The organism is Hymenobacter arcticus (assembly GCF_054779975.1).
In genome coordinates this window covers 117,494-134,188 of the sequence record NZ_BAAGXF010000008.1, presented here as the reverse complement: position 1 = coordinate 134,188, position 16,695 = coordinate 117,494, and the positions used below count along the sequence as shown (strand labels likewise).

The following is a 16,695-nucleotide window of genomic DNA, read 5'->3' as shown; positions in this document are numbered from 1 at the left end:
TATGGGGTACGTTTGAGTGGTAAACCTAGCCTGTGAAGCGCTTGGTTTGAGAAGGCGGAGCAATCAAAAAACTATGCTTCCCAGGTGCGCAGCCAAGCCAGGTACTCGTCGCCGTAAGCGTTCGGGTTGAGTTGGCGGACGAGCTGCGCCAACTCCGCCGCCGAGGGGTCGCTGTCGGATACGTGAAAGAGCAGAAACACCTCCCGGCCCGCCGCCTGGTTGAAAAAGCCCTGCTGCTGCAAGTCGGCCAATACGTCGATGCAAGTGGTGTAGAGTTGCTGGCGAAACTGCTCGAAGGCCTCGCCTGCCAGCATTTCGTCCAGGGCCTGCGTGCCCAACTGCTGGCAGATGTCGTCGAACTGCGCGCTAGCCCCCACGTTTTCATAACGCCACTCCGCCGGCTCAAACTTCGCGTAAAGCTGGTCTTCCAATGGCTGGGCGGCCAGGTGCGCCAGCGTGTTGGTGGCGGGGCACACCGTCATCGCCCCCTCGTCGCTGTAGAGCGCAAAGCTGTAAATGCCCTCCATGCGGTGCTGGGCCAGCACCTCAGTAAAAGCGGCTTGGGTGGCCTGCGTGAGCTGGCTTTTTAGGTCTTGAAAATCAATAGCCATGAATGGTGTAAAAAAACTAGTGGCCGGCGGCGGCCGAGGCTATTCTTTGTAGATGTCAAACTTCGCCAATGGCACCCGGCCGAAGTCTTTGGCGGTGGTAGCGGTGGTGGTGCCGTGCTCGGGGTCGGTGGCGTGGAAGTGCTCGCTGCCGTCGCGGTGCAGCAGCCAGGTGCGGCCGGCCGGGTCGTACCTGAACGTCACGTAACGCGTCCAGCGCTGGGCGCTGCCGCCGTAGTGCTCCACCGTGAAGTAGCCCTTTTTGATGGCCAGGCCCATAAAGGGGTCGCCCATGATACCGCCGCAATCCACGCAGTACACGGCGTTGTCGGTGCGGACAGCCAGGTTGTAGGTGCCGCCTGCGCCGCCCACAAATAGCAGCAGCGGCCGCTTGGTGGGGTGGTTTACCACGTCGGAGGTCTTCTGCTCGTTGGGCTTGTTGAGCACAACCAGCCAGTCGGGGGTCGCGTCGCGGTTGAGGTCACCTGGTTCGGCGGCGAGCACGGCGTAGCCGGCGGGTAGCGCGCGGCGAATGGCGGCGGGCAGCTTCGGCACGGGCGCAGTCGGCTGCTGGGCCAGCCCCGGCAGCCGCCCCAGGCTGGCAGCCAGCAGCACCAGCCCGGCCCGGCAAATCATTGATAAAGAAGTCATACGGCTATTCTTCAAAGGCGGAATCCGGCAGTAGGCCGCGCACAAATGCCTCAAAACTAGGGGCCAGCGGCGTAATGCGGTAGTCGCTTTCCTGGTCAACGTGCACTACGGCGGGCTCGCCGGTGGGGCCGCAGGCGCGGTAGTCAAGCATCACCAGGTCGTGCCCAGCCGAGGGGCAGTCGGCCACGACCACGCCAATAGCCGGGTAGCCCCACTCGTCCAGCATAAACTGGCTGCCCTGGTCGCCGCACAGCGAAATGCTTTTTTCGTAGCCGATGCCGCAAATGGCCGTGATGGCCACGTGGTCATCGGCCCAACTCGTGGCCTCAGTGGTGGGAAAACGGGTGTTGACGGGCACGCCACCGTTGCGCACCCGCATCAGGGCCACGTAGAAGGCGGGCAGCCGGTAGCCCAGGTCGGCCTCCACGCGGGCAATCAGCTCGGCGCTGGGCGGGGGCTCGGTGTAGGCTTTCAGGGCGTAGGCGCTATCGGCCCAAAAGTGCCGGGCGTCGAAATCGGGGGGTAGTTCCATGCGGAGAAAAGGAAAAAGTGGCGAGCGGGCGAACGGCAGGGCTTACGAACGGCCCTGGCTCCGCGTTGGCGGAGCCTCGGTGGGCGGCTGCGGCGGCCTGGGCTGCAAGTGCAGCAGGGCCACCAGCCGCGGCCGCGACTGCCGCACCTCCGCCCAAAACGGCAACGTGAACAAGAGCAGCCCAACTGCAAACATACCCACCGGAATCAGGTCGGGCCAAGCCAGGCTGCCCACATTGGCCCGCAAAGAACCTTGCAGCAGCCCCTGCCCCATCGCCGCCACCACGCTGCCCACCCCGCCCAGCCACAAGGCCCCAAAGGCCAGCGTAAACGGGTGCAGGCTGTGGGCCAGGCGCAGGTAGCTGCCCCCCGTGGGTCGGGCCGCCACCTCCCCCCTGATGCGGGGCAGCATCGAGTTGCGGTAATCAATCACGCGGCTGATGGTGAACTGGTTACCCGTTATACTACCCGAAAATTCGCGCTTTTGCTGCACGCTGTTCTGCACCTGGCGCAGCAGCTCGGCGGGCGGCAGCGGCGAGGTGAAGTCTTCGGTGAGGGCGGGGAAAAAGCGCATCGGTTCTTACAAGATAAAATCGGCATCGGCCATTCGCACCACGTGGGGCCCGCGCTCAGGGTAGTGCCTGGCGGCCCCCGCATGGCCGGCCCGGCCACCGTGGGCCGCCAGGCACGCAAGTACGGCCGTTTTAAGGGCGGCCGTGTCGGTGTAGCGCAGGGGCTGGCCACCCACGCCCTGCCGGCCGTTGCCAAAGAACACCATCAGGTTCACCCCGGAGGGCATTTTATGGTCGAAATAATACAGCACATCAAGCCCAACTTGCGCGCACAGCGCCGCCAGCGCGGCCAGAAAATCAACCTGGCGCGCCAGCGGCAGGTGGCAGTCGAGGCGCAGCAGCGCCACCTCAGCCTGGTACCGGCCCGGCCCAGCGCTGACGGCTTGCAGCGAGCCGTTGCCGTAGCTATAGAGCGGCGTGGGGTCGTGGGGCTCGGCCAGGCGCAGCGGGGGCAGGCCGGCGGCAATTGGCTTGGTGGTGCGCGTGGCCTGCTGCTGGCGCAGCACATTTTCCAGCTCCCCGGCCACGTGCAACGTGTAGTCAGTCAGGGCATAGTCGCCCAAATCGAGTTGCAGCAGCGGGCCTTGCACTTTTCCAAAGATATACCCGGCGGGGTAGCGAGCGGCCACGGCGCGCACCTCGGCCAGCAGGGCCGCTGGGTTGGGGGCCTGCACGGTGGCCGTTAGCTCGGCCGGGCCGTCGGCGTGCCCACCCAGGCCGGGCCGAAAGGTGAAGAAATCGAAGGAGTAGAGGCCTTCAGGAAAGCCGTAGTACCAGTAGACACCGAGGAGCATAAGCGCAAAGAACAACCGATAGCCTCGACTGGTACGCTCGCCAGCCGGCCCGCGTTGGCGGGCCGGTAACCTTACCGGCCGTTGCTGGGTAAAGCCTGGGGCAAGTTATTGAATGCCTTGCGCAGAATTGCAGTACTCCCATTTTCAACCTTTCCTTTCTTCCAAATGACTGCTGACCCTAGCCCCGCCCGCCCCGAGCAAGCGCTGCTCGAACGCTACGCCGCCCTGGCCTACGACCGGCAAGCCGACTTGTACGAGGTTATCGGTGATAATGCCTGGAATGCGGACATGGACGCCGGCACCATCTCCTTCGGCCCCGGGCTGGTATTTCCGCTGCAAGCGCTGGGCACGTTTTCGCACGTTTCCGAAACGTGGCGGTGGGCCTGGGTCGCCGCCCAATCCGATTGGCCCGCCCGGCTGCTGACCCAGGCCGAGCAGCTCCGGGCCTACGGCGAGCAACACGGCATCGAGCTGCTCACCGTAGGCGAGTTTGACGCGACCACGCAGGACTTGCACGCCATTGGGGCCATTGCCTCGGGCATGTTGGGGGCCAGCGGCTACTACCTGGCCAACTACGGCCAGGGCACGCTGGTGCTAACCGTCAAGAGCGAGCATATTGACCAAGTGCCCAAAAATGACTTCGCCCGCATTTCAACTGTATTTCCTCAGGTTATCCAGATGTTCGAGATGCGCCACCGGCCGGCCTTCATCCACTATCTCACCCAAAAAGGCTATACGACCACCGAAACCGCCGATGCGGTGAGCGCCGCCGTGGACTCCGGTACGCTCACCGCTACCTTCGACGACCTTGGCCGGCTAGTTAACCTACAGGGCAAAAGCAATAGTTAGCTTTGTCTGTCAGGTAATTAACTATGAAGCTGTTTAGGAAGTCGTCAGCACGTCATGCTGAACGCAGTGAAGCATCTCTACCGCTTCGTTGAACGGCTCGGCTGAAGCGGTAGAGATGCTTCACTGCGTTCAGCATGACGTTCAATAATGTTTTTTTAGACTTCTCTAAACAGCTTCGGTGACTATTGCCATCTGCTTCGTCTGCGGCGAATTCAAAATAGGGGCTTTCACGCCCTGCCCGGCGTGCGGCACCGAGCCCCAAACCGACGACGACCTGGCCCACTCGCTGGCCCTCACCGACCATTACCTCACGCCCGAGGGCCTGGCGCAGGTGCAGCAGCGCGCTGCCAACGGGCAGCCGGTAAACATCGACCCTGATTTTTACGAGCTACTGCTAAAAAGCCTCCAGGACGAGCGTACGGCCAGGGCCAATCGCCCGTGGTGGAAATTCTGGTAAGGCGCGGCCCTGCGCCCGGCCCCTACCAGCTGCTGCCCGCCCCGCCCCCGCCCGACGAGCCGCCGCTGCTGCTGGAGCTGCCCGAGTCACTGCTGCCCGAGCTACTGCTACTCCCCGAGCTACTGCCCCACGACGACGAGCTACCCGAAGAACTGGCGGCAGGGCGGGGCCGCTGCGGGATAACCGCCCTGGTTTTCTCCTCGTGCTGGCAAAAGCGGCACTTCTCTACCCGCCAGCCCCAGCCCTCGGCGGCCGTGGTGGCGGCTTTTTCTACCCGCAGCCCGTCGAGCCCGAGGGTGTGGCAATGGCAGGCGGGGCACTCGCGCAGCTTGGTGCCGGGGTCGGCGTAGGCGAGCGTGAGGGAGTGGCCGCTGGCGCACTGCCACACGTCGTAGTCGATGGATTTAGCTTTTTCTTCGGCCTGCTGGCCAGGAGGCAGCTGTTTTTTTTCGGCGGCCCCGCGCAGCTTTTTCATGGGCTGGCCACACTCGGGGCAGGCAAAGGGTGCCTCGCGCAGCGCCGCCACGTGCCGCCGGTACCAAGGCCAGTACAGCGCCAGCGCCACCGGAAACAGCCAGGCCGTGAAGGCCAGCCCCTGGTGCGCCGCTTGCAGCTGCTGGTAGGCGGCGGGCCGGCCGGCCGGCACCACAGGGTGCCGCGCCCGCCCATACTGCCACCCAAAATAGCCGTGCAGATATAGCCACGGCAGCCCGTAGGCCAGGGCCAGAAACGCCCCCGTGGTCAGACTGCCTTGCAGCCCCAGCCCCAGCAGGGTCGCCAGCAGCCCCAGGGGCAGCAGCACCAGCCAGCCGCGCCCGCGCAGGCCGCGGGTGGTGCAGTACCACAGCCGCAGGTACACCAGCAGTGCCAGCCCGGCCGCCACTAACGTGCCTATCGGCGGCCCCGGCGCGGGCGGCGCGTAATAGTAGTCGGCCAGGTCTTCGCCGGGCTGGGCGGTGTTCAGGGGGTCCTCGTCGTCGAGCAGCCCGCTTTGCGCCATTACCGCCCGTTTCAGGCTGTCAAGGTAGAATTGGGTGGAGTCGGCCGCCGTGCGCAGCTCCGATTTTGGGAGCGGTGCAGCAGGCCGCAACCGCCCGATGAGGGCCGCCACACCCCGCTGCACCGCCTCGTCGTAGTTGCCGGCGCGGGCGGGCTCCACCATGTAGCGCTGCTGAATGCGGTAGCAGATGATGTCGGGCAGGTCGGCTTCCAGGCCGTAGCCGGTTTCAAACTCCACCCGGCGCTGGTCGAGCACCAGCAGCATCAGCAAGCCGTTGTTGGTGGCCTTGCTGCCGATTTTCCACTTGTTGAACAGCGCCGTGGCGGCCGTTTTGGGCACAGCCTCGCCGATACTGCGCACCAGTACCACGTCGATGTGCGCCCGGCCGCTGCGGTCAAGGCTGTCGAGGCGGGCGTTGAGAGCGGGCGCGGTGCCGGGGGCCAGCACGTGGTCGGGGTCGCTGACGTAGGCTTCGCCCAGCGTTTTGGGGTCGGGGATGGTAGTGAGGTAGTTGTCGGCCGTGATGCGCGGCGGCACTCCCTTATCGGGCTGGCAGCCAGTGAGTAAGCCCAGACATAACACGCAGCAACACAGCAGCAGACGACGCATAACCAACAAGTAAGTGTACTATATTATTGAAAATCAAGTAATTATGCCGCGCCTCAAGCCGCCAGGAATGGGGTGAGCGCCCCCACGTGCGTGAGCGTGAGCTGGTGCATGGCCCGGGTGCACGCCACGTAAAGCAACCCCTTATCCACCACCGTTTTATAGGTTTCGGCATTGGCAAAGGGCACCACGACTTCATCAAATTCGAGGCCCTTGGCCAGGTAGGCCGTGGTGATAAGCACGCCTTCCTTGAACACCGTGGACTCGGCCGTGAGCAGTTGCACGCCGGGCACTTGCAGCGCCTGGTGCAGCGCCGCGGCCTGCCGCTGGGTTTTGCAGATGATGCCCAGCGCGTGCTGCCCGCTACTCCGGAAGGCAATAACCAGCTGCTCAATGGCTTGCCGCTCCGCGGCCGGGCTCTCGTAGCGCGCCACCAGGGGCGGGCGGCCGTGCCTTTCGAGGGGCAGCAGGTCGGGGTTGGGGGTGATGCGCTGCGCGAAGGCCGTGATTTCGACCGTGGAGCGGTAGCTGCGGTGCAGCTGCACGATTTCGGCCTGCGGAAAAACGCGCTCGACGGTTTCAGCCGACGATGCGCTGTAGGGGTTAACCGTCTGATTTACATCGCCCAAAATCGTTTTGCGGCACGAAAACAAGCGGGCCAGCACGGCGTAGTGCACGGGGGTGTAGTCCTGCATCTCGTCCACCACCAGGTGCTTCACGTGCTCGTAGGCGCTGAGGCCCTCCAGGCGCAGGCGTAGGTAAATGAGGGCAAACACGTCGGCATATTCCAGGGTGCGCTGCTGGGGGTCGTAGCGCAGCAGCTCGGGCCGGCCCAGCCAGCGGTAAAAATCGCGGTAAAAATCCAGCACCTGCGAGAACTTGAACATGCGCGGAATGGCTTCGCCGATGATGGATTTTTCCGCGCCGGTGAGCTTGCGCTGGGTGGCGTCGCGCACGTAGGTGCGCACGTCCTGGGCCACCAGCGGGGCGCGCTTCAGCAGCGGCACCCGGTGGTAGGCCTTAAACCGGCCCTGGATGAAGGGCAGCGGCACTACCAGCCGCCCCAGACGCAACTCATTGCCCGTGAAGTAGTTATTTTCCACGTGCAGCAGGTACTGGTTGAGCTGCCGCAAAAACTCGGCCGACGACTTGAACTGGATGCGCTCGACAAACGCGGGGTCGGGGGTTTCGAGTAGCGCGGCCACCTGCTCAAAAAAGGTTTGGAACGGGTGCTGGAAACCCAGCAAATCGGCGGCCAGCTCCTCCATGCCCAGCTCCGGAATGTGCTCCTCCCCCAGCTCGGGCAGCACGTTGGAAATGTAGTCGGCAAACACCTTGTTGGGCGAGATGATGAGCACGTCGCGGGCCATAATGGTGTCGCGGTAGCGGTACAGCAAAAACGCGATGCGGTGCAGCGCAATCGACGTTTTGCCCGAGCCCGCCACGCCCTGAATCACCATCACCGACGCAGTTTCGTTGCGAATCACCGCGTTCTGGTCGCGCTGAATGGTGGCCACGATGTTGCGCATCTTATCGTCCGACGCCTTGGCCAGCTCGCGCTGCAGCACGTCGTCGTGGATGTTGACGTCGTTTTCGAGCACGAACTCCAGCTGGCCGTCGCGAATGCGGTACTGCCGCTTGAGGGCGATGGTGCCCGCCACCGGCCCCGAGGGCGTGGCGTAGGTGGCCTCGCCCAGCTCGTAGTCGTAGAACAGCGACGAGATGGGCGCCCGCCAGTCGTAAATCAGGTTTTGGCGCTGCTGCTCGTCAAAAAACGAATACACGCCGATGTACACCGGCGCGGCGGCCTGGCCCGGCGCGGCAAAGTCGATGCGCCCGAAGTAGGGCGACTGCCCCAGCTTGAGCAGCCGGCGCTTGCGGGCCACGGCGGCCTCGCCCGTGAAGGCCATGCGGTTGATGGACTGGTCGGCGGCCACCATGTCGGCGTCGTCCATGCCCGACTGGTGCTCGTGGATGTACTCTTTTTTCTCGCGCAACTCGCTGGAAAACCGCTTCACGGCGTCGTCGCCGCGCCGGATGGCCAGGGTCAGCTTTTCCTGTATTTCTGCTAAGTAGGCTCGTTCGGCTTGTTCGGTGGCGCTCATCCGGAGGGATAAATGATAGTGGGCCGCAAAGGTGCGGGCAAATGCCGGCCTGCGCGGTGCACCCCGCAGAGCGAGCTAAAGCGCACCCCCGACAATGTCGCATTTATACTATCCGCCGGCACCCCATGCCGATACTTTTGAGCCATATTTCGCTCACTTCTTCTTCCCTATTGCATGAAAACCTTTCTGCTTACGCTCAGTGCCGTGGCGCTGCTCACCACCCCCGCGGCCGCGCAGCTGGCCACCATTGCCAAGCGCCCGGCCGCGGTAGCCACCAGCGCCCCCACCGCCGACGACCAGCTGTTTACCGGCCTCGTCGAGCAGCTGGGCGCGGCCATTGAAAAGCACGACATGGCGGCCCTGGGCAAGTTCATGGCCCCCGAATATGTGCACTACAACCCCAGCAACAGCAGCGGCAACCGCACCGAGGAGCTGGCCTACCTCGACAAATGGGGCCCCACGGCCGTGAAGCTGGTGGGCCCCGTGAAGGTGAACCGCTACGGCAACGCCGCCGTGACGGTATCGACCAGCAACTTCAGCGGCGAGGACAAAGGCAAGGCCTTCAGCAACACCATCCAGATGATGATAGCCTGGGTGCTGCGCGATGGCAAGTGGCAGATGGCCGTGGTGCAGTCGAAGATGCTGCCCGCGTAATGCAACTACCTGAATAACAGCATGTTAATGCATAAAATGCTGTTATTTAACATCTTACCCCACCTACTCACCCTACCTATGAAAACTACCTGGTTGACACTGCTGGCCCTGGCGGGGCCGGCCGCCGCGCTCCAAACGCTGGCGCAAAGCCTGCCGGCCACACCGGTGCGGCCCGTTACAGACACCTATTTTGGCCGCGCCGTGGTGGACAACTACCGCTGGCTGGAAGACACTAAAAGCCCCGAAACGCAGGCCTGGCTGAAAGCGCAGGGCGACTACGCGGCCGCCACGGTGGCGCGCCTGCCGGGCCGCGACCAGCTCATCAAAACCTTTCAGGACTACGACCAGCTGCGCACCGTGCGCTACGGCGAGGTGAAAAAGCGCGGCGGCCGCTACTTCTACCGCAAAACGCTGCCCACCGAAAAAGTGGGCAAGCTCTACGTGCGGGAGGGCAAGGCCGGCCCCGAAAAGCTGCTCTTTGACCCCGTGGCCTACGACCCGACCAAAGCCTACGCCATGACGGCCTTTTCGCCCAGCGCCGATGGCCAGCGGGTGGTGGTTGCCTTGCAGCAGGGCGGCGCGGAGCTGTCCACGCTGCGCACCCTCACGGTGGCCACCAAAACCTGGCTGCCCGAGAGCATTCCGGCGGTATTCGGGGGTGACATTGCCTGGCTGCCCGACAACAGTGGCTTCCTCTACACGCCCCAAAACTCGGCCGACCCCAAAGACCCCAAGGGCAACCTCGACACCCGGGCGCGGCTGCACCGCCTCGGTACCAGCCCCCAGGCCGACCCAGTGCTGCTGTCGCGGGTTAAGTACCCGGCGCTCGGCATCCGGCCCGACCAGTACCCGATACTCTATTTTTCGGATGATAACACCCAGCTCTACGCCGACTTGAGCTCGGTGGATAACCGGCGCAACGCGTGGGTAGCGGCCCCGGCCGACTTGCGGCAACCCACCATCCGGTGGCAGCAGCTGGCCGCCCCCACCGACAGCGTGTATAGCTACCTCAAGCTGGGCAGCAAGCTGTATCTGCACAGCGTGAAGGGCGCGCCGCAGGGCCGCATCTTGGTAACCGATGCCGCCCACCCCAACCTGGCCACCGCCACTGTGCTGCTGCCCGAAAGCCAGCTCAACATTACCCGCCTGGTTAGCACGAAGGACTACCTATTTGTGACGCTCAACGACGGCATCAACGACCACGTGCGGCAGTACGACCCACGCCGGGGCCAGTGGGCCGACGTGCCGCTGCCGGGCACGGGCACGGCCGGCGTCGAGCCCTACGATGCCGCCCACAGCAACGAGGCGCTGATTTACATCACGTCGTGGAAGCAGCCGGTGGCCCTCTACGACTACCAGCCTGAAATTAAGCAGCTGGTCGCCAGCGCCTTCGAAGTACCCGTGAACTACCCCGGCGTGGCCGACTTGGTGGTGGAAGAGCTGGAAGCCCCCAGCCACGACGGCGTGCGCGTGCCGCTCTCCCTCATCTATCGCAAGGGCTTGAAGAAGGACGGGCAGGCCGTGTGCTTCATGACCGGCTACGGGGCCTACGGCATTTCGGCCGCGCCGGGCTTCAGCACCCGGTACCTGGCTTTGCTCAACCAAGGGGTCGTACTGGCCGTGACGCACCCGCGCGGCGGCTCCGAAAAAGGCCAGAAGTGGTACCGCGCCGGCTACCAGAAAACCAAGCCCAACACCTGGAAAGACTTTATTGCCTGCGGCGACTACCTCGTGAAAAACGGCTACACCAGCCCGGCCCACCTCATTGGCGAGGGCACCAGCGCGGGCGGCGTGCTCATTGGGCGGGCCATCACCGAGCGGCCCGACCTGTTTGCGGCGGCCATCAGCAACGTGAGCTGCTCCAACGCCCTGCGCATGGAAAACTCGCCCAACGGCCCCGTGAACGCCCCCGAGTTTGGCACCGTCAAGGACTCGGCGCAGTGCGCGGGCTTGTATGAAATGGACGCCTTCCAGCACGTGCAGGCGGGCGTGAAATACCCGGCCGTGCTCTGCGTGGGTGGCATGAACGACCCGCGCGTGATTGTGTGGCAGCCGGGCAAGTTTGCCGCCGCGCTGCAAGCCGCCAGCACCTCGGGCAAGCCCGTGCTACTGCAAGTCAACTACGACAACGGCCACTTCACCGAAGACAAGCAAGTGTCCTTCCGCAACTTCGCCAACATGTACGCCTTTGCCCTATGGCAAGCCGGCCACCCCGGTTTTCAGCCCCAGCCCATCGCCGCGAAATAGCGCTGGCGCAGCCCTGATGTGGGGCGGGGCCGTCCCACATCAGGGCTGCGCCAGCTGCTCGCCGGCCCGCACGGCCACCGTGAGGCGATTATCTGCGGGCGGCTTGGGGCAGCTATACTCATGATTATAAGCGCAGAAGGGACTGTAGGCCGCATTAAAATCGAGGGTGATTTCGGTGGCCGCGGGCGCGGGCAGCGGCAGGTCGAGGTAGCGGCCGCCTGCGTAGGTCTGCTGGCCGTTGGTGGCATCGGTAAAGGGCAGAAACAGCTCATTGGTACTGCCCTGCTTTTGCAACAGCACCAGCTTTTGCGGCTGGCCGCCCAGCTCAAACTCTGCGGTGCCCCAGCGCACGTAGGCATCGGCCGAGCCGCGGGTGAGCGGCAGCGGCAGCGGGGCCAGCACGGCCGCCCGCGCCAGGCGCGCTACCACGCGGAAAGCGGCATCGGGCGCGTAGTAGCGCAGCCCCGCAAACGCCGCCCGCTGCCCCGCCGGAATGGGCGACGTATCGGCCGTGCGAAAGGCGGCGTCTTTCTGCTGCCGCGCCTGGCGCACCTGGGCCAGGTAGGCCGGGTCGGGCGTGCTGGCGGTGGGTTGAGTATCCGACCAACTGTAGAAAAGAAGGGCCAGCACGGCTAGCAAGCCCAAGGGCAGAAGAATTTTACGCATAGTGAAATGTAGCGCGAAGCTCTGCTTCGTGCGCGAGCGCAGCGAGCAGGCGGGACCGCGCCGACTGGCGCATACGCAAGCTGCTCGCTGCGCTCGCACGCGAAGCAGAGCTTCGCGCTACTGTTTATTACAGCATGCCTTCGTCGGCGAAGCTGTAGTAGCCGTTGTCGGTATAAATGAGATGGTCGAGGATGGGCAGGTCGAGAAAATTGCCGGCTTCCTTGAGCTTTTTGGTGAGGGAAATGTCGGCGCCGCTGGGCTGGCGGTTGCCGCTGGGGTGGTTGTGCACCAGAATAATGCTGCTGGCCAGGTTTTCGAGGGCGTGCTTGAAAATGAGCTTGGGGTCGGCTACGGTGCCGGCCACACCGCCGCTGCTGATTTTTTCTTGGCGCATCACCACGTTGGCGCGGTTCAGCAAAATCACCCAAAACTCCTCGTGGGGCAGGTCTTGCAGGGCCGGCCGCACCAGCTGGTAGATGTCACGCGAGCTGGCGATGGTAGTGCGCCGGCCCGCGCCCTGCTCCTTGCGGCGGCGGCCCAGCTCCAGGGCCGCCACCACCGTAATGGCCTTGGCCGGCCCCACGCCGGGGTGGCGGCACAACTGCTTGATGCTGAGCCGCGCCAGCTCATTAAGGTCATTGTCAACGGCTTGCAGCATCAGCATGCCCACGTCTACGGCCGTGAGCTTGGTGGTGCCCGAGCCCAGCAAGATGGCAATCAGCTCGGCGTCGGAGAGGGCGGCGCGGCCCTTCTGCATCATTTTTTCGCGGGGGCGGTCTTCCTCGGCCCAGCTTTTGATGCCGAAGCTGGCGGGCGGGGTGTAGGGCGCGGCGGCGGGCAGGTCGTCGTCGTCGTCAGGGGTAAGCGGGGCAGCGGAAAGCATTGGGAAGCTGAATTATAGCGGCAATGTAAAATAAAACTGCCGGCTGCCCGTCAGCCCGCCCGGCCGCCGCGCTTCGCCAAACCTAAACCGGGGGCCGGCCGTTTGGCTTTTCGTATGCAAAACCGACTCGTTTTCTGGGCAATATTCCTGCTAATAATCGCGGCTGAGGCCTACGGCTTCGTGGCCGTGCGCACGGCCCTCAACCTTACTACGCTGGCCGCCCGGCGGGGCTTTGCGCTCAGCTACTGGGCGCTCACGCTGGGGCTGTGGGCGCTGTGTTTTTGGGCAGCCTCTACCCGCCACAACGGCGCAGTGGAGCTCAAAAGCTACTTGCTGGGCGTGCCGCTGGTGCTGCTGGCCGCCAAAATCATCGTCGTTTTCCCCATGCTCTTCGAAGACCTGACCCGACTGGCACGCTGGGCGGCGCGGGGCTTTGGCAGCGACACGGCGGCCGGGCCGGGAGCCGCGCCACTCACGCGCAGCCAGTTTATCAGCCGGCTGGCGCTGGGGCTGGGCGCGGTGCCGCTGCTAGCGCTTGTTTGGGGCATGGTGAAGGGCAAAACCGACTACCAGGTGCGCCGCGTGGTGCTGCGCTACCCCAACCTGCCGGCGTCGTTCGATGGGTTTAAAATCCTGCAAATCTCCGACTTGCACACGGGCTCGTTCAATGGCAATACCGAGCCCATGCGGCGCGCCGTGGCCATGATTAACGCCCAAAAAGCCGACCTCATCGTGATGACCGGCGACCTCGTGAACGACCGCGCGCATGAAGTGGAGCCGCATATCGAGGCGCTGGCGGGCATCACGTCGGAGCTGCCGATTTTTTCCATCCTCGGCAACCACGACTACGGCGACTACGTGCAGTGGGAAAGCCCCGCAGCCAAGCGCGAAAACCTGCAGCGCCTGGCGCGCAACCACGCCAAAATCGGCTGGCGGCTGCTGCTCGATGAGAGCCACACCATCCGGCGCGGCCCCGACGAGTTGGCCGTGCTGGGCGTGCAAAACTGGAGCAGCCACCCCAACTTCCCCAAGCACGGCAAGCTGGCCCAGGCCCACGCGGCCAGCGGCCAGGCCGCGTTCAAGCTGCTGCTCTCGCACGACCCCTCGCACTGGGAGGCGCAGGTGCTTGATTACAAAGACGTTGACCTTACGCTCAGCGGTCACACCCACGGCATGCAGTTTGGCGTGAACCTGCCGGGCCTCAAGTGGAGCCCCGTGCAGTACTCCTACCCGCAGTGGGCCGGCCTGTATGAGCAGGGCCGCCAAAAGCTATACGTGAACGTGGGTCTGGGCTACCTCGGCTTCCCCGGCCGGGTGGGCTTTTTGCCCGAGATAACGCTCATCGAGCTACGCCGCGCCTAGCGCCGGATGGTTAGTAACTGCTTGGTAGCAATGGCGTAACCGTGGCAACCTCACTCAGGCAATTTCGTTTGAGCCCCACCAAACGCCATTTTCTTTCCCCCAACTCCCCTTTCTCATGAAAAACGCTCTGTTGCTGCTGGCCAGCGCTACGACTATCTCGCTGACTTCCTGCTCGCAGGAAAAAACCAATGACACCACAACCACTACCGTGGCCACCCCTGCCACGGCTACTGCCGATACGGCTGCGTACCGCACCCGGTCACAACGCATAGCCAATAAATTTATCTCCGATATGAAAATAGCGGATGAGGCTACAAAAGCGAAGCTGCGCGCCGCCTACTACAACCGCTCTACGCACTATGGCATGCTACGCGAAAAGTACAAAACCGATACCACTGGTATGGCTGCCGATATGCGCCTGTTTAACACGCACGCCGATGCTGACTTCAAAAGCATCCTGACCGACCCGGCGCAGTATAGCGCCTACGAGTCGTCGCGCTCGAACTACGATGAAGCTAACAACATGGACACGGCCGACCAGTCGGCTTCGTCGAGCGCGATGCCTGCGGCCGATAGCTCGGCTGCGATGAGCAGCACCAGCACGACTACGACCACTACCACTACTTCGGACAACACCATGGGCAGCGGCGCTATGGTGGAGAAAGGCAAAACCAAACTGACCGACGGCACCAAAATCAAAGTAAAAGACGACGGCACCGTGAAGGTGAAGGATGCCAACGGCAACAAGGCCAAAATGTAGGGCTTTGGGCGGCGAAAGCCACCCGTTAGTCTGCGAAAAACCCGCGTCTGCAACGGCGCGGGTTTTTTTTGCCTCATTTGGTGGCAGCTTTGTAGGGAAGTTGCGTTAAATGAGTTGTGTTTTTGCCGGTAGCCCCTTTGTTTTCTAAGCATATTCTGCTGTTTTTCAGCTTGTTATTCTTATTTGCCCTGTCAACCACGCGGGCGTGGGCGCAGGCCGGCAGCCCCTCGCCCACGGTGCGGGTGAGCGGCACAGTTTCGGCTACGGTGAGCAAGCAGGTAATTCCGGGGGCTACGGTGCTGGTGCAGCGCACGCGCCGCGGCGTGGCGGCGGGCGCCGAGGGCGACTTTTTCATCGTTGCCTTGTCCACCGATACGCTGCTGTTCAGGGCCGTGGGCTACAAGCCGCACCGGGTGGTGCTGGGCGGCACCACACTCTCGCAGCTGGTGGTGCAGGTGAAGCTCGACCGGGATTCGGTGCAGCTGGGCGAGGTGCGCGTAACGGCCGACCGCCCTGACCGCGCGGCCATCAACCGGGCGCTGCGCAACATGAAGCGCCCCGTGCAGCCGGTGACTAAAATCCCCAAGAAAGGCCCCAAGCCCAAGCCACTCTTCGCCGTGGACTCCACCGCGCCAAAGGCTGAGGCCCCCACCATCAGCGGCTCGAACGTGGACTGGCTCTACGACCAGTTTTCGCGCCAGGGCAAGGAGCGCCGCAAAGTGCAGGAGCTGGAAGCCCGCGATGCCGCCGAAAAAGCCCGGCAAAAACGCGCCGAGTACAATAAAGCTTTCCGCGATAACCGCGGCTACGAGTGAGCTTCAATTATCAGTTATCAAGCCGACTAAAATTGGGCATATGGTAATTGATGACTGGTAATTGATAACTGATAACTGCCTTCCGGCGTAAGCCTAAGGGATGAAAATTGGATATCCCTGCGTGAATGAAAAGCTGCCGTGCAGCGCCGCCCGCACGTTTCGACTGGCCTCGTATACCCCCGAGCGCCTGGAAGAGACGGTGGCCGCCAACCTGGCCTGCCTTCAGCAGATACTGGAGTGGAATGTGGCGCACGGGCTGCTGTTTTTCCGCATGGGCTCGGATATTGTACCGTTTGGCTCGCACGAGGTCAATACGTTTCCGTGGCGCGAGCGCTTTGCCAGCGAGTTTCGGGCTATTGGCGAGTACGTGAAGCAGCACGGCATGCGCATCTCGTTTCACCCCGACCAGTTTGTAGTGTTGAACTCGCCCGACCCGGCCATTGTGCGCCGCAGCGTGGCCGAGTTGGTGTACCAGGGCGCAATGCTGGACTTGATGGGGCTGGACGCCACGGCCAAGCTGCAAATTCACGCCGGCGGGGCCTACGGCGATAAGGGCGCGGCCCTGGCCCGCTGGACCGAAACCTTCCATACCCTGGTGCCCGAGGCGGTGAAGGTGCGCTTGGTGGTGGAGAACGACGACCGCCTCTACAGCCTGCGCGAGTGCCTGAGCCTGCACGATGTAACGGGCGTGCCCATCCTGTTCGACAACTTTCACCACGAGTGCCTCCACCACGGCGAGCCCATGCGGGAGGGTCTGCGCCTGGCCGCCGCCACCTGGCACCCCACTCGCGACGGCGTGCCAATGATGGACTACAGCTCGCAGGCCCCCGATGAGCGCAAGGGCAAGCACACCGACACCCTAGTACCCGAGCTATTCGAAAGCTTCCTGGCCGACCTCGACGGGCTGGACGTGGATATGATGCTCGAAATCAAGGATAAGGAAGCCAGCGCTGTGCGCGCCGCTCAGCTGCTACGCGGCCGGGGCTTGCTGCCGCCCATGCCAGCCGGCTATGTGCCTCCGGTGCCAGCACCCCGCCCGGCCAGCGCACCCGCGCCGCCCAAAAAGCGCGCTGCCAAACCTAAAGCTCCCTCGGCTACTTAGTATTCTTTAGTATTCTCCCTTTCCCTTTTTCCT

General features: G+C 63.6%; 17 protein-coding genes. 8 read left to right on the top strand and 9 right to left on the bottom strand.

Annotated elements, in window-relative coordinates; all coding sequences use genetic code 11:
- Positions 1 to 71: 71 nt before the first annotated feature.
- From ACYVGC_RS14840 to ACYVGC_RS14820, 5 genes are read right to left on the bottom strand one after another with little or no spacing between them, the layout of a single operon-like run.
- Positions 72 to 611 (bottom strand): DUF4303 domain-containing protein, encoded by a 540-nt coding sequence (locus ACYVGC_RS14840; protein ID WP_460584624.1) that lies wholly within the window; start codon positions 609 to 611, stop codon positions 72 to 74.
- Positions 612 to 650: 39 nt separating this feature from the next.
- Positions 651 to 1,259: a hypothetical protein gene (locus ACYVGC_RS14835; RefSeq protein ID WP_460584623.1), complete on the bottom strand. Its 609-nt coding sequence runs from the start codon at positions 1,257 to 1,259 to the stop codon at positions 651 to 653.
- A gap of 4 nt (positions 1,260 to 1,263) precedes the next feature.
- Complete coding sequence (locus ACYVGC_RS14830; RefSeq protein WP_460584622.1) at positions 1,264 to 1,791, bottom strand: SMI1/KNR4 family protein; 528 nt, start codon at positions 1,789 to 1,791, stop codon at positions 1,264 to 1,266.
- A gap of 42 nt (positions 1,792 to 1,833) precedes the next feature.
- On the bottom strand, positions 1,834 to 2,364 hold the full coding sequence (locus tag ACYVGC_RS14825; RefSeq protein WP_460584621.1) for a hypothetical protein: 531 nt from the start codon (positions 2,362 to 2,364) through the stop codon (positions 1,834 to 1,836).
- 6 nt (positions 2,365 to 2,370) lie between these two features.
- Positions 2,371 to 3,156: a hypothetical protein gene (locus ACYVGC_RS14820; protein WP_460584620.1), complete on the bottom strand. Its 786-nt coding sequence runs from the start codon at positions 3,154 to 3,156 to the stop codon at positions 2,371 to 2,373.
- A gap of 165 nt (positions 3,157 to 3,321) precedes the next feature.
- Here ACYVGC_RS14820 and ACYVGC_RS14815 point away from each other — a divergent pair, with 165 nt between their 5' ends.
- Positions 3,322 to 4,005, top strand: a complete 684-nt coding sequence (locus ACYVGC_RS14815) for a DUF6882 domain-containing protein (RefSeq protein WP_460584619.1) — start codon at positions 3,322 to 3,324, stop codon at positions 4,003 to 4,005.
- A 178-nt stretch (positions 4,006 to 4,183) separates the two neighbouring features.
- Positions 4,184 to 4,462, top strand: a complete 279-nt coding sequence (locus tag ACYVGC_RS14810; protein WP_460584618.1) for a hypothetical protein — start codon at positions 4,184 to 4,186, stop codon at positions 4,460 to 4,462.
- A 22-nt stretch (positions 4,463 to 4,484) separates the two neighbouring features.
- Here ACYVGC_RS14810 and ACYVGC_RS14805 read toward each other — a convergent pair whose 3' ends face one another.
- Both ACYVGC_RS14805 and ACYVGC_RS14800 read right to left on the bottom strand, forming a co-directional pair.
- Entirely contained in the window at positions 4,485 to 6,071 is a 1,587-nt protein-coding gene (locus ACYVGC_RS14805; protein WP_460584617.1) for a TPM domain-containing protein, read from the bottom strand.
- A gap of 53 nt (positions 6,072 to 6,124) precedes the next feature.
- Complete coding sequence (locus tag ACYVGC_RS14800; protein WP_460584616.1) at positions 6,125 to 8,173, bottom strand: HelD family protein; 2,049 nt, start codon at positions 8,171 to 8,173, stop codon at positions 6,125 to 6,127.
- 174 nt (positions 8,174 to 8,347) lie between these two features.
- Between ACYVGC_RS14800 and ACYVGC_RS14795 the strand changes: the two genes are divergently transcribed.
- Both ACYVGC_RS14795 and ACYVGC_RS14790 read left to right on the top strand, forming a co-directional pair.
- Entirely contained in the window at positions 8,348 to 8,827 is a 480-nt protein-coding gene (locus ACYVGC_RS14795; protein WP_460584615.1) for a nuclear transport factor 2 family protein, read from the top strand.
- Between the two features lie 78 nt (positions 8,828 to 8,905).
- Complete coding sequence (locus tag ACYVGC_RS14790) at positions 8,906 to 11,074, top strand: prolyl oligopeptidase family serine peptidase (protein WP_460584614.1); 2,169 nt, start codon at positions 8,906 to 8,908, stop codon at positions 11,072 to 11,074.
- Positions 11,075 to 11,113: 39 nt separating this feature from the next.
- Here ACYVGC_RS14790 and ACYVGC_RS14785 read toward each other — a convergent pair whose 3' ends face one another.
- On the bottom strand, positions 11,114 to 11,740 hold the full coding sequence (locus ACYVGC_RS14785; protein ID WP_460584613.1) for a DUF1684 domain-containing protein: 627 nt from the start codon (positions 11,738 to 11,740) through the stop codon (positions 11,114 to 11,116).
- Between the two features lie 127 nt (positions 11,741 to 11,867).
- Positions 11,868 to 12,623, bottom strand: coding sequence for a JAB domain-containing protein (gene radC / locus ACYVGC_RS14780; protein ID WP_460584612.1), 756 nt, complete (start codon positions 12,621 to 12,623; stop codon positions 11,868 to 11,870).
- Between the two features lie 114 nt (positions 12,624 to 12,737).
- Here radC and ACYVGC_RS14775 point away from each other — a divergent pair, with 114 nt between their 5' ends.
- From ACYVGC_RS14775 to uvsE, 4 genes are all read left to right on the top strand, one after another.
- Complete coding sequence (locus tag ACYVGC_RS14775; RefSeq protein ID WP_460584611.1) at positions 12,738 to 13,985, top strand: metallophosphoesterase; 1,248 nt, start codon at positions 12,738 to 12,740, stop codon at positions 13,983 to 13,985.
- Between the two features lie 115 nt (positions 13,986 to 14,100).
- Complete coding sequence (locus tag ACYVGC_RS14770) at positions 14,101 to 14,745, top strand: hypothetical protein (RefSeq protein WP_460584610.1); 645 nt, start codon at positions 14,101 to 14,103, stop codon at positions 14,743 to 14,745.
- A 170-nt stretch (positions 14,746 to 14,915) separates the two neighbouring features.
- Positions 14,916 to 15,560, top strand: a complete 645-nt coding sequence (locus tag ACYVGC_RS14765; protein ID WP_460584609.1) for a carboxypeptidase-like regulatory domain-containing protein — start codon at positions 14,916 to 14,918, stop codon at positions 15,558 to 15,560.
- Positions 15,561 to 15,660: 100 nt separating this feature from the next.
- Complete coding sequence (gene uvsE / locus ACYVGC_RS14760; RefSeq protein WP_460584608.1) at positions 15,661 to 16,662, top strand: UV DNA damage repair endonuclease UvsE; 1,002 nt, start codon at positions 15,661 to 15,663, stop codon at positions 16,660 to 16,662.
- The last annotated feature ends 33 nt before the right edge of the window (positions 16,663 to 16,695 follow it).